This window comes from Blastococcus sp. OS1-29, assembly GCF_057628075.1.
Genome location: NZ_JBXXJK010000001.1, coordinates 100,302 through 120,958, shown reverse-complemented (window position 1 = coordinate 120,958; position 20,657 = coordinate 100,302). Strand labels below are relative to the sequence as shown.

The following is a 20,657-nucleotide window of genomic DNA, read 5'->3' as shown; positions in this document are numbered from 1 at the left end:
TCGGCCTCAACGAAGGGCGGTCACGAGCGAGCTGCCCGACTCCCCGAACGGTTCGACGACGAAGCCCAGGTTCCAGAGGACGTCGCCGATGACGGCGCTCATCGACTGCTGCACAGTCGCGTGGGCCGCCGCCCCGCGCGACTGGTGCAGGCTCATCCGGTCGTGGGCCCGCCAGCTCACCACCACTCCGCCGGACGCCAGCTCCGGCATCAGGACCACACCTCCGGCCGGGTTCGCGGACGGCGCGTCGTGCAGCGGCAGTCCCGCCTCGACCAGGGCGGCGGTCACCTCGACGACGAGCGTGGTCAGCGGGTCCTCGTCCGACAGCAGCTCGTCCCACTCGTGCGGCAGCCGGTCGAGCTGGTCGCCGAGCTCGGCGAGCCACGCCCGCTGCTCCGGGGAGGGGCGCCGCGCGACACCGCCGTCCGCACGCCGTGCCCCGTGGACCGACACCGCCTCGAGCCCGGTGGACAGCGCCGCCCAGTCGGCGTCGAGCTGGTCGTGGAAGGGGCCGGCCACGACTCGCTCGGTGTGGTCGAGCAGCCACCAGGCGGGCGTTCCGGTGACCGTCGGCGGCGCGGTGCGGACGGCGACGTCGACCGACCGGCCGCGCCCGTGGGCGGCGCGCACCGACCGGCGCACCTGCCGACTGCCGGCCGGGTGGGAGCGCTGGCCCTGCGCGGCCGAGCGCTGCCGTTCGCGGGCGCCGTTGTGCTCGAACTCGTACCGCGCGGTCGAGCTGATGCCGAGGACGACCACGACGCCGATCAGCATGACGAAGCCGAGCACGGCGACCGCCGGCCATCCCATCGTCGCGCCCATGGTCACGCGTGGACTCCTTCGGCTTCCCCTGGCCGCGACGTGGACGTGTCGCGGACAAGGCAGAACCTACGGCGGCGATCGGCGCGGGCGACACGTCCGGACACGGCCCGGACCGGCCCGTCACCGGATCGTTGCGGCGACCCTCCACACCGGTCGGTGACCTCGCTCACGGTGCACCGCCTTGTCGACATGCGGCGTGTTCACCTGCGCAAACACGGTGACCGACCCCCTGGTCATCCCGGTGGCAGGGTCCGGCGCGGCGTGTCGGACGGCGTGCTGGACCGGAACCGGTGCCGGATGCGGGTCGCGTGCGGTGACTCCGCGACCTCGAGCTGGCTGAGGCCGACGTCGGCGAGGTCGATGATCAGCTCGTCGAGCGCCCCGAAGGCCAGCGCCTCCTGCCACGGGAGGTCGACCGGGGTCCACCGGGTCTGCGAACGGAAGCAATGTGCGCTGAGGGGTACTTCTGGCACGGAAAAGTAGCCCTCAGCGCACATTGCTCCGGCGCTCACCGGGTATCCCCTGGGCCGCCACCCTGCGCGCTCACTCCGGGCGCCCCTCGAGGGACAGTCCGCGGGTCAACAACTCGCGAGCACCGGCCTTATCGGCGTCCTGCTGGAGCACGAGGTTGCTCGCCCGGGACAGCGACAGAAAGCTGACGGCGCCCCGCAGGTGGCGACCCACCGGTTCATTTCCTGACGCGACACTTCCGGACTGGACCACGAAACCGCAGGTCACGAGCGGAGGGCGTGGGATTCGAACCCACGATGGGTGTTACCCCATAGCGGTTTTCAAGACCGCCGCCATCGGCCACTAGGCGAGCCCTCCTGGGTCACGTCGATGCGAGGATCCGCACCGAACGCTTCCGCAGCCGGTCATGCTACGGACGGGTGATCGGGTCATCGAACGGACTGTCGCGCCGACCCCGCAAGCAAGGCAGGTTCCTGGCCGACGAGCGCAGCGCAGGTTCGCTCCACGGAGTATCGCTGCAGGAACGCCGGGCATCGGTCACCCCCAGAGGGCGGCTCGGCCGCGCCGCCGATGGTTAGGCCACGCTGGCGCCGGGGCGTCCCCGCGTCAGCGCGGACGCCCCGGCGCCGATGTCCTGATCAGCGGCGGCGACGCCCGAGGACGGCGAGCAGTCCCAGGAACACGACCGTCACCCCGGCCAGCGCGAGCGCAGAGCGAGGAACACCGGCGACGGCGAGCAGATCGATCGCGTCGGCGTCCCGGTGCACCGGCTTCGTCTCCGCGACCGCCTCCCCCGGTCGGTCGACCGGAGCCTCGGCAGCCGGCTGGATCTCCGCCGCAAGCCGGTCGGCGAACTGACCCAGGATGCGGCCGCCGACGTCCTGCATGATGCCCCGTCCGAACTGCGCGGGTTTGCCGGTCACGTCCAGGTCCGTCACCACGGTCACGGTCGTGCTCTCCGCGTCACCGGACAGACTGGCGGTGACCGTCGCCGAGGCAGACCCGCCACCCCGCGCCTCCCTGCCGGAGGCCTCCATGACCAGCCGATACCCGCTCCCGTCGCGCTCGAGGAACCGGCCGGTCCCGCGGTAGGTCAGCTGGATGGCACCCAGCTTGACCTTCACCCGGCCGGTGAAGGTGTCGCCCTCGATGGAGTCCAGAGTCGCACCCGGCAGGCACGGGGCGATCCGTTCCACGTCGTTGAGCAGGCCCCAGGACACCTCGAGCGGGGCCGGGACGCTGAAGGAATTGGTCAGTTGCACAGCAGGCCCTCGGGTCGGCAATCGGTGGTCATCGGGTCAGTCCGGCGTCCTCGAGGAGGTCCCACAACCGCGAGGGGGACACCGGGAGGGTCACCAGCCGGTCGGCGATCTCCGGGACGGCGCGGGCGATCGCGTTGACGATCGCCGCCGGCGGCGGGATCAGACCGCTCTCACCGGCGCCCTTGAAACCGCCCGGGGTGATCGGGCTGGGCGTCTCGAAGTGCTCCTGGACGATGTCGGGGACGTCCTCGGACACCGGCAGCAGATAGTCGAGGTAGGTCGTGGTGACCGGCTGCCCGGTCTCGGAGTAGGCCACCTCCTCGAGCAGCGTGGCTCCGATGCCCATCGCGACGCCTCCGGTCATCTGCCCGCTGACGATCAGGGGGTTGACGACGCGGCCGGCGTCGTGGACCAACCAGTAGTCCTCGACCGTCACCCGCCCGGTGTCGAGGTCGACCGCCACCTGGGCGCCGTGGGTGGCATAGCCGTAGGTGATGCTCGGCGGGTCGTACTCGACGTTCTCCTCGAGCGCGATGGGATCGTCGGGCCGGCGGCCCCAGCCCATCCATCCCCGGTGGGCGATCTCCTGCCAGGTGGCACGCTCACCGCCCGGGCCGACGTAGGTGTCGCCGTCGAGCCGCAACTGAGCCGGGTCGACCTGGAGGAAGGTGGCCGCCAGCGCGTCCATCCGCTCACGCAGGCGCGATGCCGCCTGGTACAGAGCCGAGCCGGCGAGGGCCAGCGCCCGGCTGGCCTGGGACGCGAAGTTGTTGTACATGGCGGTGGCGGTGTCCCCGAGCTGGACGGTGACCCACTCCATGGGCACCCCCAGACACTGGGCGGCAATCTGGGCGAGCGAGGTCTCGATGCCCTGCCCGATCGACGTCACGCCGGAGTGCACCGTGACCGTGCCGTCCTCGTTGACCCGGATGCGCGCGGAGTCCCACGTCGTCCAGTGGATGCCGAACATCTCCATCAGTGCCGTCGGGGCGAAGCCGGTGATCTCCGTCATGGACGCCAACCCGACCCCGCGGCGCACGCGGTCGCCCGACGGCCTGACCCGCTCCGCGCCCAGGGCAGCGGCCCGCTCCAACGCGCGCGGGTAGTCGCCGTTGTCGTAGGGCATCTGCAGCCGGGTGACGTAGGGCAGCTCCCCCGACGTGAGCATGTTGCGGCGCCGCAACTCGACCGCATCGACGTCCAGCAGCCGCGCTGCCTCGTCGACCAGCCTCTCCCGGACGAAGGTGGCCTCCTGCATCCCGTAGCCGCGGAAGGCGCCGGTGGGCGTGGCGTTGGTGTACCACGCCGTCACGGTGCTGCCGGCGCGACCGAACCGGTACGGGCCCTCGACCATCAGCCCCGACACCATGAACGGGCCGGCCCCGCCGGTCCCGGTGCTGGGGAACGCCCCGATGTCGCCGTGGAGGTCGACGTGCAGCGCGAGGAACGTGCCGTCCTCGGCCAGCGCGAGCCGGCCACGGGTCGTCTGTCCGCGCCCTTGATAGGCCACCGTGAGACTTTCCGCGCGGTCCTCAGTCCACTTGACCCGTCGGCCCAGGGTCCTGGCGGCCGCGCAGACCATCGCCTCGTCCGGGAACAGCGACGTCTTCTGCCCGAAGGCGCCGCCCACGTCGGGTGCTACGACACGGATGTGGTCGACCCGCATGCCCAGCGTCCGGCCGAGCTCCTGGCGGACCAGGTGGGGTACCTGCGTGCTGCTCACGACCTCCAGCCGGCCGGTCGCCCGGAGGTACTCGGCCACGATCCCCCGCGGCTCGATCGGGTTGTGGGCCACGCGGGGAACGGTGAACTCCCGATCCACCACCAGCGCCGCCCCGGCGATCGCCTCCTCGAGCTCCGGCGCGGGGTCGCCGAAGTGGATGCTGCCTACCTGATTGCTGCCGAACTCGGGATAGAGCAGCGGCGCGCCGTCCCGGCGGGCGTCCGCGAGCGAAGGGACCGCGTCGAACTCGTCGATGTCGAGCTCCACCAGCTCGGCGGCGTCCTCCGCCACCGCCCGGGACTCCGCCACCACGACGGCCAGGGGCTGCCCGACGTACCGGATGGTCGTGTCGACCAACGTCACCTCGGTGAGCTGTTGCCCGGGGATGAGCCACGGATGCGGGAGCGGAGCCAGCATCTCCGCCAGCTCCTTCGGGCCGAGCACCAGGCTCACACCCTGGACGGCGAGGGCCGATGAGGCGTCGTAGCCGGTGACCCGGCCGTGCGCCACAGGGCTGCGCACCAGCGCGGCATGCAACGTGCCCGCGTCGTCGAGGTCGTCGACATACCAGCCGTCGCCGCGCAGCATCCGGTCGTCCTGGACCCGGGGTACGGCGGCACCGATCAGTCCGGACGCCGCCTGCGGATCGTTCTGCGCGCTCATGCTGACTCCTCCTGCCAGGCCGCCCGGACGGCGGCGCGGATGCCCTGGTAGCCGGTGCAACGGCAGACGTGACCGCCGAGCACGACCTCTTCCGCTCGCTCGACGCTGTCGCCGGCGCGCTCCGCGCCGGCCATGCTCATGACGATGCCGGGCGTGCAGAACCCGCACTGCAGCCCGTGGTGCTCCTTCATCGCCGCCTGGAAGGTGGACAGCTCGTCGTCCACCGCGACCGACTCGACGGTCTCGACGGCGCAGCCGTCGACCTGGACGGCTAGCATCAGGCAGGAGCGGACCGCCTGCCCGTCGACCAGCACGGTGCAGGCCCCGCACACGCCCTGCTCGCAGCCGACATGGGTGCCGGTGAGGCGGAGCTGATGGCGCAGGAAATCACTGAGCAGCGTGCGTACCGGCACCTCGGCGGTGCGGACGTCGCCGTTGACCGTCACGGTGACGGAGCGGTCCGACCCGGTCATCGGGCCTCCTCCTCGAGTCGGGCGCAGGCGCGCCGTACCAGGGTGCGGAGCAAGCCCCGCCTGAACGATGCCGAACCATGGACGTCCGACGGCGGATCGACTGCGCCTGCGGCGGTCGCGGCAGCGTTCTGGGCGACCTCGGCCAGCGAGCGGCCGACGAGGGCGTCCTCCAGGGCTGCCAGCCGGACCGGGCGGTCACTCACGCCGGCGGCTGCGGCACGGGCGGCGATGACGACGCCGCCCTCCCGGGCCACGCCCAGGCACAGCCCGACGAACGGGAAGTCCCCGTGCCGGCGGGAGATCTCGTTGTAGACGAAGGTCATCTCGGATCGGCGCGGGAAGTGCACCGCCTCGAGCAGTTCGTCGGGCCGCTTCGCGGTCAGGAATACCGACTCGAAGAAGTCCTCGGCCTCGACCGTCCGCGAGCCGGTCGCCGAGCGCAAGTCGATGCGGGCGCCTACAGCGACGGCCACGGTCGGCAGCTCGGCGGCCGGGTCAGCGTGGCAGAGGCTGCCGCCGACCGTCGTCCGGACGCGGATCTGCGGATGGGCAACCAGGCTCGCGGCCTCGGCGAGCACCGGCAGCGCAGCAGCGATCTGCGGCTCGGTTTCCAGGGTGGCCACGCGGACGGTCGCACCCAGCGTGACCTGGTCGGCAGTGACGGTGATCCCGTCCAGGCCGGCGACCCGGTTGAGATCGACGACGACCTCGGGCCGGGCCAGCCGCATGTTCAGCAGCGGCAGCAGGCTCTGCCCCCCGGCCAGCAGGGTGGCGTCGTCCTGGTGCTCTGCGAGCAGCGCGAGCGCGGCATCGACGGTGCGCGGATCCTCATAGGTGAAGGACGGTGGTTTCATCGGGCTCCTCTGGCAGGTTGGAACCGGCGGAACTGCTGCCGGTCGACGGGATCGGTCGGACGTTCAGGGCACCTCGCCCAGGAGTGCGCGCAACCGTGCTTCGACATCGGAAGGCGCGACGACATCGAGGCGCGACTCATCCGTGAGCCAGACCGGCAGGACGGACCGCGGCCCCTCGGTCACGAGCAGGACGCGGGTGCCCTGGCCGCCCGGGAGCGCCAGGACGAGGCTCAGCAGGACCCTCACCGACCAGGCCTGACTCGGCGCGTATCCGATGACCAGCACATCCGGCGCCGTGGGAAGAACGCCGCTGGCGACGGCGTTCCGCAGTTCGGTCACGGAGTCGTGGACCGACCCGTCGATCATGACGGCGTCCGTCGCCACCGCGCGGGTGCGCCCTAGGAGGCCCGGGGGAAGTCCGGCCGCGACCACGCTGCGAACACCGGTGAGCTCGGCGGCGGCCATGCTGATCATCACCTTTTCCCGTCCCCCGGATCAGATGTGCCGAGCGGTGAAGTACGCGGAGTGGAGGGCGTCGTAGACCCGCCCCGGTGTCTCGGCGGAGCCGATCGTCACGACCGGCACGCCGGCGTCGGACAACTCCCCTGCAAGTGCGGACGGCGAAGGCTCCCGGCCGAGCGCCAGGACCACCCAGTCGGCCTCGACGAGCACGTCGCTGCCGACGGCGTCATCAATGCCTCGGATGCGCACGCCCTTGGCCTCGACGGCGACCACCTCGGTGCCGAGCCGGATCTCGACGTCCCTCTCGGCGAGCCGTTTGGGCATGACCATCGCGTCGTACTTGACCTCGGGACCGCGCAGCAACTCCTCGCCCCGGTCGAAGAGGATCACCGAGACATCCGGCAGCTCGCACAGCCGCAGAGCGGCATCGGCGCCCTGGAAGCCGCCGCCGACGACGGCCACGCGGCCTCGGATCTGGTCGCGACGCGGTCCGAGGTCCGCCGGCGTCAGCAGGCGCTCGGTCGCGTGGATGGGACCGTCGAAGGAGCGTTGCGGAGCGCCGGTGGCGACCACGACCTGCTCGAAGCCCGCGAGGCTCGCGGCGGTCGCTGCGACCGGCCTCACCTCGATGCCGCGCCGGGTGACCTCGTGCACCAGGTGCTCGACGAGTCCGGCGAGGTCCTGCTTGACCGTGAAGCCGCGCGCGTGGAGGAGGGCACCGCCGAGCTCGGCCGGCTCGAAGAGCACCACCGAATGACCGCGGTCATGCAGGGCCGCAGCGATCCGCAGGCCCGCCGGACCTCCCCCGGCCACGGCGACTCGCTTGGTCGTGGTCGCCGCGCCGAGCGGGAACCGCCCCTCCTCGGCTACCTCCGGATTGACGGTGCAGCCGACGCTGCGCTTCTGGTCCAGGCCCCGTTCCAGGCAGCCGTCGTTGCACCGGATGCAGGGCACGATTTCCAGCGCGCGGCCGGTCTGCGCCTTGATCGTCCAGTCCGGATCGGCCAGCATCGCGCGGCCGAGCGAGACGAAGTCGGCGCTCCCGGACGTCAGGATCTCGTCGGCGACCTCGGGTGAGACCAACGAGCCGGACGCCATCACCGGGATCGAGACCGCCGGCTTGATCTTCTCCCAGCCCCAGCGGTGCAGTTGTCGAGGCATGAACCACGAGCTGGCCTCCCACTCCTGGAGGGCGTGGTGGCCTCCGGAGGCGTGGATCACGTCGACGCCGTGCTGCTCGAGCAACCGGCACAGTTCGACGGTCTCCTCGATCCGGATGCCGTCGGGCTCGTAGTCGGTGACCGACAACCGGACGCTCAGCGGGAAGGACGACGGGACGTGTGCCCGGATGCTGTCGACGATCTCCAGCAGGATGCGCGCGCGGTTGTCGAAGGACCCGCCGTACTCGTCGGTGCGGTCGTTGGTGTGCGGGGAGAGGAAGTTGGTGATCATGTAGCCGTGGCCGGCGTGCACCTCCACGAGGTCGAAGCGCGCCGCGTGGGCCCGGGCTGCAGCCTCGCCGAAGCTGCGGACGACCCCCTGGATCTCCTCGACGCTCATCGGCGTCGGCACGACCCCGAAAGCCATCTCCGCCACGTCCCACGAGGAGGTCGACGCCGACTTCATCGGGGCGGTGCCGAGGAACCGCTGCCGCCCGGAGTGCACCAGCTGGAGCCCGATGGCCGCCCCGGTCGAGTGCACCTCGTCGACCAGCCAGCCCATGCCCGCGACGTGGTCCTGGCGGCTGATCCCGGTCTGGCCGTGGATCGACTTGCTGGCGTCGTCGTCGACGTAGGTGTACTCGACCAGCACGAGTCCGACGCCGCCCTCGCCGAGCCGGCGGTAGTGGTTGACGGTCCGCTGGGTGACCGTCCCGTCGGGGTTGCACGTCGCCGTGGTGTTGGGCGACTTGACCACCCTGTTGCGCAGCCGCAGGCCGGAGATGGTGCCCGGACGGAGCAGCCCCGGGAACGCGGTGCCGGTTCGACCGGCGCTGTCGAGTGCCATGGAGAGACCTCCGGCAGGGTTGGCGACGGTCACGCGAACGACGCCTGAACGGCCCGATCGGCCGCCTCGATGTCCGCGGGGTCGAGCGACCGGCCGCCGGCGGGGCTGCCGATGCCGCGGACACCGAAGCCGCTGTCGGTCCAGAGACACTCACCGGTGGTGAGACCGGAAGCGGACGACGCCAGGTACACGAAGGCGCCCGCGTGGTCGTGCGGCTCCGGGATGGCGCCCAGCGGGATGACGTCCTCGGCGCCCGGGAGCACGGCGTCGATCGGGTCCTGGTCCAGCGAGCGCAGCCCTTCCATGCGGGTGCGGGCCACGCCGATCGCCACACCGTTGACCCGGATCCGAGGGGCGAACTCCCACGCGAGCTGGCGGACGATGCCGACGTTGGCGTGCTTCGTGGAGACGTAGAGGACGCCGTCGTCGACTGCCCGGTAGCCGGCGAGGGAGCAGCTGAAGATCACGGCGGGCTCCGGCGAGCGCAGCAGCGGGGCGAGCGCGGCCCGCGCACCCAGGAGGTACCCCTTGACGTTGATGTCGTAGATCTCGTCGATGGCGACCTCGAGCTTGTCCAGTGGCACCTGCGCCAGGCTGAGATTGCCCGCGCCGACCCCGGCGTTGCCCACGAACACGTCGAGCTGTCCGAAGGCGGCGAGCACATCGGCGACCGCCCGCTGGTTGTCGGCGAGGAATTCGACCGAGCCCACCGTGCCGACCACGTCGGGCCCGAGCTCCTTGGTGAGCTCGGTGAGCCGCTGTTCGTCGCGGTCGAGCACGCCCACCCGCGCACCGGCCTCGACGTAGGCCTCGACGACGGCGCGGCCGATCCCGGCTGCGCCCCCGGTGACGAGAGCGACCTTCCCATCCAGTGCACCCACGGCGCACTCCTCTCCGCTCGCGATGACGGCGGTCATGCGGTGACCGCTCCTCCGTTGATGTCGATCACGGCACCGGTCAGGAACCCGGCGTCGTCGGACGTGATGTAGGGGATGAGCGCGCCGATCTCCCGGGGGCGCCCCAGCCGGCCCACCGGGATGCGCTCGGCCAGGTCGCTCTCGGCAACCTGGGACGCGTCGAAGTACTCGGCGAGGTGCTCGGTGGCGACCGTGCCGGGGTTGACGACGTTCGCCGTCACACCCGTGCCCGCCACCTCCGCTGCCAGCTGCCGCGTGAACCCGACCAGGCCCGACTTGGCCGCGACGTACCCGATGGCGTTGCCCAGCTGGGACGCCGCCGCGGTCACTGACCCGATGTTGACGATGCGGCCCCAACCGCGGTTCACCATGCCGGGCAGCACCGCGCGGCAGAGCAGGAACGGAAGCGTGAGGTTGGCCCGCAGCTGCTCCTCCCACTCCGCCTCGGTGGAGTCGACGGTGGTCGTGGCCCGCAGGAAGCCGCCGGCGTTGTTGACCAGGACGTCGACCTGGCCGGCCGCCTCCATCAGCGCGGCGCGCCCCTCCTCGGCATCGAGGTCGCCGGCGAACCCCTCCGCACGGGAGAACCCGCGCGCCCGGAAACCCGCGACGGCCGCTTCGACCGAGCCGGGCTCGCGGCCGCAGACGAGCACCCGGGCCCCGGTCTCGAGCAGCGCCTCGGCAATGGCCGCGCCGATGCCCCGACGGGCTCCGGTGACCACCGCCGTCCGGCCCTCCTGTGACGCCATGTCAGACCCGGCCGCCGGGCCGCGCGATGCCGCGGATCGACAGCCCGCTGTCCACCGTGACGAGGGTCCCGGTCATCGCCGCCGCGTCGGCCGAGGCCAGGAGGGTGAACGCGCCGTTGTACGCCTCGACCGGCGACACCGCCTGCAGGGGCAGGGCCCGCTCCGTGCCGTCGAGCACCGAGTCGCTCGCCTCCTGCCCCAGGGCCGCGGTGCCGCGCAGCCGGGTCGGCGCCACCCCGGGGGCGACGCCGTTGACCCGCACGTCGGGCGCCAGTTCGTAGGCCAGCTGCCGGATCAGCCCGTGCACCGCGTGCTTCGAGGCCGTGTAGAGGGCCCCGCCGCCGGCGGCGTTGGTGCTGGCGAACGAGCCGGTGAGGATGACCGCGCCGCGCGTGGCGATGAGCTGCTCCAGGCAGGCCCGCACGCCGAGCATGGGCGCCAGCACGTTGACCCCCATCAGCTCGCCGAAGGCCGCGGTCAACTGCTCGCCGGGGATCTGCTCCAGCGGGGTGGCGCCGTCGGTGATGCCCGCGTTTCCGACGAACACGTCGATCCGGCCCCACCGGTCGACCGCGGCGGTCGCCGCCGCGACGTTCCCCTCCCACGAACGGACGTCGCTGACGAGCGGGACCACCGCGTCTCCGAGCTCACCAGCCAGTTCCTTCACGCCCGGCGATACGTCGACGGCGACGATGCGCGCCCCCTCCGCGACGTACCGGCGGACCACGGCCGCGCCGATGCCTGCCCCTGCTCCGGTGAAGACGACGACCTTGTCGTCGAGAGCGCCCATGTCAGTTCTCCTCGATGTCGGGTCAGCGGTCGGCCAGCAGGGCACCGGCGCGGGGGGCGACCGGGTCCAGGCCGAGGTCGGTCAGGATCCGCCAGACCGTCGCCGCGGCAGCGGAGACGACCGGGATGTCGGACTTCTGCTGGACTGCGTCCAGCACGGCCAGCGAGGGCATCTGGACGCAGGCACTGAGCACCAGAGCGTCGGCGCCGGACGTGTCCAGCCGCTGCGCCAGGTCCACCAACTGCGCGGGGTCGAGCCGGCCGACGGCGAGGTTGTCGGGCACCTCGAGACTGATCGAGTCGACGACCTCCACGCCCTCGTGCTCGATGTAGCCGCACACCGTCGCCGTCAGGGGCTTCATGTAGGGAGCGATGACCGCCACCTTCTTCGCGCCCAGGTGACGCAGCCCTTCGACCAGCGCACCGGCGGAGGAGACGACCGGCACCGACTCGCCGCTCTCGGCCTCGGCCCGGGCGGCGAGCTTCTCCTGGGACTCACGGTGATAGCCCAGCCCCTGCGCCATGATCGCGACCAGGCAGGCGTAGGCCATGACGTCGACCCGCGCGTCGGCGAGCTCGGCCGCGCAGCGGAGCGAGTCGGCGTCCATCGCGGTCAGCTCCGCGGGAGTCACGTGCTTCATGCGCATCCGGGAGGAGTGGAAGGTGAACTCCTCGTCCGGGCGCAGCTCACCACGAGCCCGCAGGATCGCGGGGATCTCGGTCTCCATCGTGGTGTTCGAGCTGGGGACGATCAGGCCGACGCGACGGCTGGTCATGCTGCTCCGTTCCGGGGACCGGTCGGTCCTCGCGTGTTCGTGGGTACGGCTGGGGGCGCCCCGACGGGGGCGCTGGGCAGTGCTGTGGGAACCGGGGCGTGCTGAGCCGGTCAGTCCGGCGAGTACTCGAGGTTCGACGTCTTGAGCTCCGGAAGTCCCGGCGGGGTCTCCCGGCGCCATCCAAAGGTGGCCGGTCGGCGCAGGTTCTCGGCGTCCAGCCCACTGACCTCGACGCCCATGCCGGCGAGGGTCACGAGCAGCGAGTCGAACCGGTGGTCCGGCTCGACCTCGGCGACCAGCCCGATCGCGGCGTCGAGCAGGTGGAACTCCAGCAGGTGTCGGGCCAGCTCGCCGTTCCGCTCGCGCACGGCGTCCAGGAAGATCCGGTCCAGCCAGGTGAAGTCCGCGACCGCCGGGGGGCGGGAGAAGTAGAGCCGCTGATGCCGGTGGATCCGGGTGTGCAGGTGCTGGATGAGGTCCGCCGCCGGCTTCGGATACCGGCTCAGCAGCACCTGGTGGTACTCCAGGTGGGCCAGCTGGAAGTCACGGGTGGACACCCCCGGGCGCTCCATCGCGGCGAGCGCGCGTGCCATCGCCTCGATGTCGTCCTCGGTGACCGTACCGACGACGGCGGACACGATCGCCGGCTCGACGAGCAGGCGCAGAGCGTAGGAGCCCTCGACATCGCTGAGCGGCGCCGGCGCGACCACCATCCCCCGGTTGACCTGGCTGACCACCAGGCCTTCGGTCGCCAGCCGCTGCAGGGCCTCCCGCAGCGGAGTGCGGGAGATCTGCATGTCCTCGGCGAGCTGCTGCTGGGACAGGCGCAGGCCCGGGGGCAGCTCCCCGGAGATGATGCGCTCACGCAGGGCGGCGACGATGTCGTCGACCGCCGTGCCCGGCCGCTTGGCTCCCGTCACGACAGACCGCCGTCCTCGTCGGAGCCCAGCTGGCGCTGGAACAGCGTGGTGAAGGCCGCCGAGTCCTGGGCCGCGATGATCTCCAGCTGCATGGCGTCGAGCAGGATGCGGTAGTGCCGCGTCGGCACGTGCAGTTCCAGCCGCTCGCCGTTCCGCGTGCGCACCTTGCGGATCTGCACGCCGGTGAACTCGTTGCCGATGCCGAACCACTCCCCCGCCTCGACGATCCCCTCGGCCAGGTCGTCCGGGCGCTGGTCGGAGGCCCGGTCGCGCGGCTCGGTCCCGGGCTGCTGACCGTCGTGGTTCATCGTTGCTCCTCCAGGATCGGGACGGCGATCGTGCTCGGGGTCGTGCCGTAGGCACGGGGCTTGGTACCGGCCAGCACCGGCATGGCCGCCCGAGTCTTCCGGACGCCGGTCAGGTCGAGGTCGACCACGCCGAAGGCCGGGGTTCGCTCCTCCAGGTCGAGCAGCACCTCGCCCCACGGGGAGACCACCAGGGCGTGCCCGTAGGTCTCGAACGGGTCGTGCCCCGGGCCGTCCGGTGAGCGGACCGTCGCGGGAGCCACCACGAAGCAGCCGTTCTCGATCGCCCGGGCACGCAGCAGGGTGTGCCAGTGCGCCCGGCCGGTCGGATAGGTGAACGCGGCCGGCACGAGCAGCACCTCGGCGCCCGCCAGGGCCAGCGCCCGGTACAGCTCCGGGAACCGCACGTCGTAGCAGATCGTCAGGCCCACCAGTGCGCCGTCGACGTCGAGCAGCACCGGCCGGCTGCCCGCCTGCTCCACGCTGCTCGCCTCGAACGACCGGCCGCCGACGCGCGCGTCGAACAGGTGGATCTTGTCGTACCGCCCGGCCATCGCGCCGTCCGGCCCGATCACGACGGCAGAGTTGAACACCCCGTCCGCGGTGGCGTTCTTCATGCCGCCGAGGACCACGGTCACCCCGTGCTCGACGGCTTCGGCGGCCAGTGCGGCGACCTCCGGCCCGTCCTGGGCCAGCAGCTTCGCCCGCATCTGAGCATTCGTGCCGAGCATCAGCCCGTTCTCGGGCAGGACGACCACCTGTGCCCCGTCGTCCGCGGCGCGCCGCACGAGGTCGAGGGCGACCTCGAGATTGGCCGCCACATCCGTGGTGGCGTGCCACTGCGTCACCCCGACGCGCAGCGAGTCGGCCGTCCCGCCCACGGTCAGCCCCCGACCGGAACGGCGTCGCGGGCCCGGTCGGCCCGGCTGCTGCGCGCTGCTTCGAGGTCCATGTGCACGACCGTCCAGCCGCCGCCCGATGCCTGCATCGGCTCGTACGCGTAGACCTCGCCGTGCACCGAGGGCCCGGCGATGCCCAGCATGATCAGCCAGTTGAGGAACTCGTACTGGCCGTGGTCGAGGAGCGGGTAAGGCTCCAGGGCGGACACGTCGAGGCCGCGTCCGGCCTGCAGCATCTGCAGCAGGTAGGTGTCGAACTCGACGTCGACACCGCCGAACTTGCCCGGGTCCAGCCAGTGCGACAGCCCGCCGGTGGCGAGCATCGCCACGCGCAGCCCCGAATCGCTGATCGCCGTCCGGAGCGCCTGCCCGAACACCCGCGCCCCGTAGGGCGAGAAGCTGCGGGCCGGCTGGGTGATGATCGGGATGACCGGGAGGTCCGGCCGCGGCAGCAGCAGCCGCAGCGGCACGATCAGCCCGTGGTCCAGGTCCACCCGGTCGGCCAGCTCGACTTCCTGGCCGGCCGCACGGACGGCGTCGGCCATGGCTGCGGCCAGCCCGGGGTGCCCGGTCAGCTGCAGGTCCAGGTCGGGACGCTGGAAGAACTCCATGGACCCGCGGTGCACGGAGCTGGTGCCGATCACGAAGTGCTGCGTCGCGAAACTCTGGAAGTGGCAGTCCGCCGTCACGAGGACGACGTCCGGCTCCGCCGCCGCCAGGTCGGCCGCCAGCCGGCGGTACCCGGCCAGCAGACGGTCCACGTTCTCCGCGGGGTCGATCTCCGGACGGGCTAGCAGGTCGGGGACGTGCGAACAGCCGCCGGCGAAGACCAGCCCGTCCGGGACGTCGGCCGGGGGCAGCGGCGCGGAGTCGTCGACGACGAAGGCGCCGCGGCTGGCCGAGTCGCCCAGGTCGTCCTTGAACCAGCGGCTGACCAGGATGGTGATGCCGTCGTTCACGCCCGCCGAGCGCAGCCGGTCCCGGTCGGCGTCGAGGATCGACCGCGCCCACGACGCGTCCAGGCCCAGCGCAGCGGCCGCCTCGTCGGGGTCGTTGCGCACGCGCTCGAGCAGCTCGGGGTCCCTGGCCAGGCTCAGGATCGCGTTCTCGAGGGTCGCCCGGTCCATGTCAGCCCTCCACCAGCTTGCCGTCGCGCACCACGGCCTGGCCGTCGATCTCGACCGTGCAGTTGCGCATCGGTACGTCGAGGTGCGCCGGGGTCTCCCGGTCGGCGAACCGGTTGGATCCGGTCGACCACATGAAGTTGCCCGCGGTGGAGCGCAACTCCTGGCCGTAGAGGCTGCGCGGGTCGTAGACGTCGAAGGCCGACCAGCGGGCGCGCGGCAGCAGGCCCCAACCCATGTGGGAGAGCGCCCAGACCTCCGGGTCCTCCCAGCTGTCGAAGTAGTCGCGCAGCAGGTGGGCGTCGGCGCCGTCGCCGGTGACACCCGTGATGAAGCCCTTGCTCACCTCGACGGTCACGGTCTCGCGGACGTAGCGCTGCCAGGGGATGAGCGCGTCACCGGGCTGCAGGACGATCTGGCCCTCGGCGCTGCGGTCCCGGGGGAAGCACGCGACGAAGCCGCTCGGCCAGTGGTCCCACCGGCCGGGCTCGTCCACGTACCCCCACTGGTGCGTGATGGGCAGGTCCTCGCCGGAGACGTCGGCCGTGAGGTCGGTGCCGGCGTCGCTGGTGACGTGCAGCGTGCTGCCGGCCTTGAGCTTGCGGCCGCCGGCCTCGACGACGGAGCGGAGCTCCGGTCCGCCCATGAGCCGCTCGAGGACGTCGTTGGGCTCGGCCACGAAGAGCATCCGCTTGCCGTTGCCGGTGATCCGGGTGCGCACGTCGGAGTGGATCAGCCCGCCGACGGTCACGTCGACGACGAAGTCGCACTCCCCGGCGGCGGCCAGCAACGCCGGCACCTCGCGCCCGTCGGGGGCATAGGGCGGCAGCATCGGGTTGGAGAGGCTGGAGGCGTGCAGGACCAGCGCGCTGGCCCCCAGCTGGCGGGCCGCCGCGACCGCTGCTGCGACGTACTCCTCCTTCTGGCCCAGCTCGGCGATGATGCCGACGGTCTCGCTCGGCTGCACCTTGCAGAGCCGGAACTGCTCCACGAAGTTCTCGGTCAGTGTCCTGGGCATGGGATGTCCTCTCCTGCTGCTATCGGGGTGGTCAGTAGGTGGCGCGGACCGCGCCGCCGTCGACGACGAGGGACGAACCGGTCATGAAGCCGGCCCTCGGGGACGCGGCGAACGCGACGACGTCGGCGATCTCGTGGGCCTGCGCCCAGCGGCCGAGCGGGATGTCCTTCACCACCGCGGCGATCTCGTCGTCCTCGGTGGTGCCGTTCTTCTCGGCCTTCGACGCGACGATGGCCTGCATCCGGTCGGTGCCGGTTGCCCCCGGCATCACGTGCACGACGCGGACGCCGTGCGGCGCGAGCTCCCCGGCGAGGGTCTTCACGAAGGCCGCGGCCGCCGAGCGGTAGGAGGCCGACAGGACGCCACCGGGCGCCGGCTGGCGCACCCAGGTCGAGCTGAGCAGGACGATCGTGCCGCTGCCCTGCTCGCGCATCTGCCGACCGCCGGCGATCGCGAGCTGGACGACGGGTCGGAGCAGCAGATCGTGTGCGGCCTGCCAGTCGGCCCAGGTGGTGTCCAGCGCGGGCACGATGCGCGGCCCCGGGGTGTTGAGCACCAGCACGTCGAGCCGCCCGTGGTCGGCGACGACCGCGTCGACCAGCGAACCGGTCTGCTCCGCGTCGGCCAGGTCGCTGTGCACGGGCACGATGCGCCCCGCGCCGAGCTTCTCGGTCTCCCGGGCGGCCGACCGGGCGCCGGAGACGACCGTCATCCCCTCCTCGGCCAGCCGCTCGCTGACCGCGCGGCCGATCCCGCGCGAAGCGGCGGTGACCAGGGCCGTCCCGCCGATGAGTTCCAGGTCCACGTGCGCGTCCTTCCGTGTCTCGTGCGCTCAGGCCGGGTCGAGGAGGGAGATCGCGTTCTCGGGGCAGGCGTGGACCGCGGCCCGGGCGTTCTGCTCCTCCCCCTCGGGTACCGAGCCGTCTCCGATGACCGAGGCGTAGCCCCACTCATCGAGCTCGAAGACGCTCGGGCAGTGTTCGGCGCAGGCCCCGTAGGCCTCGCACTTGGTTGCGTCGAGGGTGACCCTCATGACTGGTTCTCCGTTCCGTGCTGGTGCGGTGCGGCAATCAGGTCGGCGGTGACGGTGCGGGCGAGGGTGGCTGCGCCGTCGAGGAACGCGCAGGCGCCGCGGCCGGGCAGCGTCGTCCCCCAGCGGGCGAGCTTCTCCCGGTGGTCCGGGTCGGGATCGCCGTCGCGGACCGCGGCGAGCGTGGTCGCGATGGACTTCGTCCCGTTGCGGCAGACACCGCACTGGCGGGCGGATTCACCGGCGTACCAGCCCGCGAGCTCCGCAGCGACGGCGACGACGTCGTCGGCCGGCCCGAGAACGGTGATCGCGGCGCAGCCGAGGCCGCTGCCGAGCGCGGACACCGCGGCGTGGGAGCAGGGCAGGCCGGCCAGGTCACCGCGCAGGACGCCCCCGAACCACCCGCCCATGAGCAGACCGGTCGGCTTCTGGAGCGGTGCCCCGGCCGCGGCGAACAGCGCCCCGACCGTGGTGCCCAGCGGTGCCTCGACGACGGCGCCGTCCGCGTGCGCGCCGGTGAGCGTGAAGAGCGCGGTCCCGGTGGAGTCGGCGGTACCCGCGGCGCGGAACGCGGCCGCGCCCGAGCGCACGATCCACGCGGCGTGCGCCAGCGTCTCGACGTTGTTGACCAGCGTGGGCCGGCCGTCGACCCCGCTCTCGAAGACGCGCGGCGGCTTGGCCAGCGGCAGTGGGGGCCCGCCGTTGATGGCGCGGCACACGGCGCTCTCCTCGCCGGCCACGTAGCCGCCCGACGTCCGGAAGACCTCGACCTCGATCCCCGCGGGCACCAGCCCCGCCGCGACCACGTCGGCGATCGCGCGTTCGGCGGCCGACGCAGCGTCCGCGGAGGAGACGTACACAACAGCGCGATCCGCTCCGACGACGCGGGCGGCCAAGAGGAGCCCATCAAGGACGAGGTGCGGCCGCCGGGTCAGCAACCAACGGTCCTTGGCCGAGGCCGGCTCCCCCTCGTGCCCATTGGCGACGACGACCTTCGGCCCGGGGGCGTCGGCGACGGTGCGCCACTTGACGTGCGTGGGGAAGCCGGCGCCGCCGCGGCCGCGCAACCCCGCCGCGGCCAGCTCTCCGACGATGCCCTCGACCGGAAGATCGGCGAAGAACCCGAGGGCACGCTCGTCGTCCAGCCCCCAGTCCGGCGACTCGACGTCGGGGAGCACCAAGCGCGCGGGGCTCCCGGGCACCGGGCGGGCGGGGGCGATCAGCGCCGGCGCGCGGTAGAGGCCCGCGCTCACGGTCGGCGCGCTCACCGGACCGCCCCCTCGGCGGGGGTGGGCACGGCGGCGATCAGCGCCAGTGCCTCGTCCAGCCCCACGACGTCGGCGTACTTGGCGTCCACGTCGAGGAGCGCGGCGTCGTGGGGGCCGCGCTCGCGGTCGCCGACGCAGTCGCGCACCACGAAAGTCGGCAGATCGGCAGCGCACGCGTCCACGACCGTGGCCCGCACGCACCCCGACGTGGTCGCGCCGCAGACGATCAGGCTGTCCGCGCCGAGCCGGGCCAGCTCGGCCCGGAGGCCGGTGCCGGCGAAGGCGGACGCGTTCTGCTTGACCAGGACGGTCTCTCCCGCCCGCGGGGCCAGCCGCGGTTCGATCGGCTGGCGGTCGCTGCCCTCGACGAGCTCGGCGAGGACCGGCATCTTGCGCAGCCAGGTCGTATCGGCGCCGGCCGGGAAGGCGATCGTGGTGAAGACCACGGGCACGCGGGCGGCCCGTGCCGCGTCGACCAGCCGCCGCGTCGCGGCGACGACGTCGTCGAGATCGAAGCCGGGCCCGCAGGCGGGATCGGTGAAGCCCCTCTGCAGGTCCACGACGACCACCACGGGCGCCGCTCCGGGGTCCAGGCGGCCGGCCAGGCCGCCGGACCGGTAGCGGTCCAGGACCCCTGCGGTCCAGTCCGTGGTGCTCATGCGTCCCTCCCCTGCGCTGATCGGTGGCTGCGGTGCGGCTGGTGCCGGTTCACTCGACGGAGGTCTGCGGCCACTCGCCTCGTTCGGCCCGCATGACGGCCGAGTAGTAGCGGTAGAGGTTGCGCTGGACGCCCTCCTCGTAGCGGGTCCAGTACGCGACACCGGGGCCGGGCCAGTCGGTCACCCGGGTAGAGATGCCGATGCCGGGCATGCCCATCTCGTAGTTGAGCTGGAAGTCCAGGACCTCCGCGGCGACCGATCGGCCGGTCCGGCCGACGGTGATCCACGGCTCGGTGTCGTCCATCTCGAAGGCGCCGCCGACGGAGAACGTGCCCAGGCCGGCGCGGTAGGCCCGGTCCTTCTGCTCGGGCGTCATGCGCTTGTAGCCGAGGAACCAGTTCCAGATCTCGATCTGCCCGGGGCCCTTCGGCTGCCAGGTGCGGATCGTGATGATCCCGGTCGGCGGGTGGGCGCCGCCGTCCTCGGTCATGGGCAGGGCGAGGATGGAGAAGTTCGGGAAGACGTTGCCCACGAACACCCTGGACCGGCGGGCGATGTCGAGTTGGTGCTGGCTGATCCGGCTGGTGTCGAAGTTCTCCGCCAGGTCGTCGGGGAAGCCGAAGAACTTGGGTCCGGGCTCGTCCTCGTCGGGTGCCATCGAGAAGGACAGCGAGTGACCGGGGGCGGCCTGGATGTGGTAGCCCATCATGTTCTCGCGGAACGGCACCGGGAAGGCACCGATCTCCCAGACCGACCGGTGCAGCGTGCCGAGGTGGTAGTCGTCACCGGAGAAGTTGTCCGCGCCGGACTTCCAGTTCGCGTCGACGACGAACCGCTGGGGAGCGCCGAGCACCTCGAGGCCCTCGGCGTCCAGGCCGAAGAGCAGGTCCAGGTACCAGGACATGCCGCCCAGGTATTCCTCCAGCGGCGGTGCGGTCGGGTCCAGCGTGGCGAAGACCAGTCCCAGGTAGCTCGACACCTGCGCCGCGGGGACCAGCCCGTTCTTGCCCTTGTCCATGCCGCCGAACGCGTTGCGCCAAAGCGGCGCACCGACCAGGGAGCCGTCGGTCGAGTAGGTCCAGCCGTGGTAGGGGCACCGGAAGTGGGACGTGTTCCCCGAGTCCGCGCGGCAGACCTGCACGCCACGGTGCCGGCAGGCGTCGAACAGGACGTGCAGTTCGCCCTTCTCATCCCGGGAGACGATGAAGTTGTCCTCGCCGATCTTGCGGACGACGTAGTCGCCGTTGGCCTCGACCTCGGACTCGTGGGCCATGAACACCCAGCAGCGCCCGAAGACCTTGCGCAGTTCCTCCTGGTACACGTGCGGGTTCCCGAAGAGCCCCACCGGGACCTGACCTTGGGGCAGTCCCTGGTCCAGCTGGTCGAGCAGGTGGCCGACCTGGGGGTGCAGGCCGTTCTCCGCCGGCGTGGCCGGGCGGTCGACGATCTCGGTCATGGTGTCTCCT

23 protein-coding genes and 1 tRNA gene are annotated in these 20,657 nt (G+C 72.1%); all 24 read right to left on the bottom strand.

The annotated features are described in order from the left end of the window. Positions 1 to 6 precede the first annotated feature (6 nt). Positions 7 to 822, bottom strand: a complete 816-nt coding sequence (locus AC2H4J_RS00605; RefSeq protein WP_487463686.1) for a hypothetical protein — start codon at positions 820 to 822, stop codon at positions 7 to 9. Positions 823 to 1,055: 233 nt separating this feature from the next. Continuing rightward, positions 1,056 to 1,295: a hypothetical protein gene (locus AC2H4J_RS00600; protein WP_487462882.1), complete on the bottom strand. Its 240-nt coding sequence runs from the start codon at positions 1,293 to 1,295 to the stop codon at positions 1,056 to 1,058. Positions 1,296 to 1,365: 70 nt separating this feature from the next. Next, the gene (locus AC2H4J_RS00595) at positions 1,366 to 1,506 is read right to left on the bottom strand and encodes a hypothetical protein (RefSeq protein WP_487462881.1); all 141 of its coding nucleotides are present in this window, start codon (positions 1,504 to 1,506) and stop codon (positions 1,366 to 1,368) included. Between the two features lie 57 nt (positions 1,507 to 1,563). Continuing rightward, a tRNA-Ser gene (locus AC2H4J_RS00590) sits at positions 1,564 to 1,650 on the bottom strand. Between the two features lie 281 nt (positions 1,651 to 1,931). Further along, the gene (locus tag AC2H4J_RS00585) at positions 1,932 to 2,555 is read right to left on the bottom strand and encodes an SRPBCC family protein (RefSeq protein WP_487462880.1); all 624 of its coding nucleotides are present in this window, start codon (positions 2,553 to 2,555) and stop codon (positions 1,932 to 1,934) included. A gap of 28 nt (positions 2,556 to 2,583) precedes the next feature. After that, complete coding sequence (locus AC2H4J_RS00580) at positions 2,584 to 4,941, bottom strand: xanthine dehydrogenase family protein molybdopterin-binding subunit (protein ID WP_487462879.1); 2,358 nt, start codon at positions 4,939 to 4,941, stop codon at positions 2,584 to 2,586. Further along, on the bottom strand, positions 4,938 to 5,414 hold the full coding sequence (locus AC2H4J_RS00575; RefSeq protein WP_487462878.1) for a (2Fe-2S)-binding protein: 477 nt from the start codon (positions 5,412 to 5,414) through the stop codon (positions 4,938 to 4,940). The genes AC2H4J_RS00580 and AC2H4J_RS00575 overlap by 4 nt, the downstream gene beginning before the upstream one ends. Continuing rightward, positions 5,411 to 6,268, bottom strand: coding sequence for an FAD binding domain-containing protein (locus AC2H4J_RS00570; protein WP_487462877.1), 858 nt, complete (start codon positions 6,266 to 6,268; stop codon positions 5,411 to 5,413). Before AC2H4J_RS00570 ends, AC2H4J_RS00575 begins: the two co-directional genes overlap by 4 nt. Positions 6,269 to 6,331: 63 nt before the next feature. Then, positions 6,332 to 6,733: a hypothetical protein gene (locus tag AC2H4J_RS00565; protein WP_487462876.1), complete on the bottom strand. Its 402-nt coding sequence runs from the start codon at positions 6,731 to 6,733 to the stop codon at positions 6,332 to 6,334. 30 nt (positions 6,734 to 6,763) lie between these two features. Beyond that, the gene (locus AC2H4J_RS00560) at positions 6,764 to 8,737 is read right to left on the bottom strand and encodes an oxidoreductase (protein ID WP_487462875.1); all 1,974 of its coding nucleotides are present in this window, start codon (positions 8,735 to 8,737) and stop codon (positions 6,764 to 6,766) included. Between the two features lie 29 nt (positions 8,738 to 8,766). Further along, positions 8,767 to 9,654, bottom strand: a complete 888-nt coding sequence (locus AC2H4J_RS00555) for an SDR family oxidoreductase (RefSeq protein WP_487462874.1) — start codon at positions 9,652 to 9,654, stop codon at positions 8,767 to 8,769. Next, positions 9,651 to 10,403, bottom strand: coding sequence for an SDR family NAD(P)-dependent oxidoreductase (locus AC2H4J_RS00550; RefSeq protein ID WP_487462873.1), 753 nt, complete (start codon positions 10,401 to 10,403; stop codon positions 9,651 to 9,653). The genes AC2H4J_RS00555 and AC2H4J_RS00550 overlap by 4 nt, the downstream gene beginning before the upstream one ends. Before the next feature lies 1 nt (position 10,404). Further along, positions 10,405 to 11,193: an SDR family oxidoreductase gene (locus tag AC2H4J_RS00545; protein ID WP_487462872.1), complete on the bottom strand. Its 789-nt coding sequence runs from the start codon at positions 11,191 to 11,193 to the stop codon at positions 10,405 to 10,407. Between the two features lie 22 nt (positions 11,194 to 11,215). Continuing rightward, positions 11,216 to 11,968, bottom strand: coding sequence for a maleate cis-trans isomerase family protein (locus tag AC2H4J_RS00540; protein ID WP_487462871.1), 753 nt, complete (start codon positions 11,966 to 11,968; stop codon positions 11,216 to 11,218). A gap of 110 nt (positions 11,969 to 12,078) precedes the next feature. Further along, positions 12,079 to 12,888 (bottom strand): GntR family transcriptional regulator, encoded by an 810-nt coding sequence (locus AC2H4J_RS00535; protein ID WP_487462870.1) that lies wholly within the window; start codon positions 12,886 to 12,888, stop codon positions 12,079 to 12,081. After that, positions 12,885 to 13,196 carry a hypothetical protein gene (locus AC2H4J_RS00530; protein WP_487462869.1) on the bottom strand — a complete coding sequence of 104 codons (312 nt, stop codon included), beginning with the start codon at positions 13,194 to 13,196 and terminating at the stop codon, positions 12,885 to 12,887. Before AC2H4J_RS00530 ends, AC2H4J_RS00535 begins: the two co-directional genes overlap by 4 nt. After that, positions 13,193 to 14,074, bottom strand: coding sequence for a carbon-nitrogen hydrolase family protein (locus AC2H4J_RS00525; RefSeq protein ID WP_487462868.1), 882 nt, complete (start codon positions 14,072 to 14,074; stop codon positions 13,193 to 13,195). The genes AC2H4J_RS00530 and AC2H4J_RS00525 overlap by 4 nt, the downstream gene beginning before the upstream one ends. A 2-nt stretch (positions 14,075 to 14,076) precedes the next feature. Further along, positions 14,077 to 15,219, bottom strand: a complete 1,143-nt coding sequence (locus AC2H4J_RS00520) for a DODA-type extradiol aromatic ring-opening family dioxygenase (protein ID WP_487462867.1) — start codon at positions 15,217 to 15,219, stop codon at positions 14,077 to 14,079. A 1-nt stretch (position 15,220) separates the two neighbouring features. Next, on the bottom strand, positions 15,221 to 16,234 hold the full coding sequence (locus tag AC2H4J_RS00515; RefSeq protein WP_487462866.1) for a 2,5-dihydroxypyridine 5,6-dioxygenase NicX family protein: 1,014 nt from the start codon (positions 16,232 to 16,234) through the stop codon (positions 15,221 to 15,223). Between the two features lie 31 nt (positions 16,235 to 16,265). Further along, positions 16,266 to 17,039 (bottom strand): SDR family oxidoreductase, encoded by a 774-nt coding sequence (locus AC2H4J_RS00510; RefSeq protein WP_487462865.1) that lies wholly within the window; start codon positions 17,037 to 17,039, stop codon positions 16,266 to 16,268. Between the two features lie 27 nt (positions 17,040 to 17,066). Beyond that, positions 17,067 to 17,267 carry a ferredoxin gene (locus AC2H4J_RS00505; protein WP_487462864.1) on the bottom strand — a complete coding sequence of 67 codons (201 nt, stop codon included), beginning with the start codon at positions 17,265 to 17,267 and terminating at the stop codon, positions 17,067 to 17,069. Continuing rightward, the gene (locus AC2H4J_RS00500; protein ID WP_487462863.1) at positions 17,264 to 18,532 is read right to left on the bottom strand and encodes an NADH-ubiquinone oxidoreductase-F iron-sulfur binding region domain-containing protein; all 1,269 of its coding nucleotides are present in this window, start codon (positions 18,530 to 18,532) and stop codon (positions 17,264 to 17,266) included. The genes AC2H4J_RS00505 and AC2H4J_RS00500 overlap by 4 nt, the downstream gene beginning before the upstream one ends. Next, the gene (locus tag AC2H4J_RS00495) at positions 18,529 to 19,191 is read right to left on the bottom strand and encodes an isochorismatase family protein (RefSeq protein ID WP_487462862.1); all 663 of its coding nucleotides are present in this window, start codon (positions 19,189 to 19,191) and stop codon (positions 18,529 to 18,531) included. Before AC2H4J_RS00495 ends, AC2H4J_RS00500 begins: the two co-directional genes overlap by 4 nt. 49 nt (positions 19,192 to 19,240) lie before the next feature. Further along, on the bottom strand, positions 19,241 to 20,647 hold the full coding sequence (locus AC2H4J_RS00490; RefSeq protein WP_487462861.1) for an aromatic ring-hydroxylating oxygenase subunit alpha: 1,407 nt from the start codon (positions 20,645 to 20,647) through the stop codon (positions 19,241 to 19,243). Positions 20,648 to 20,657: the final 10 nt, after the last annotated feature.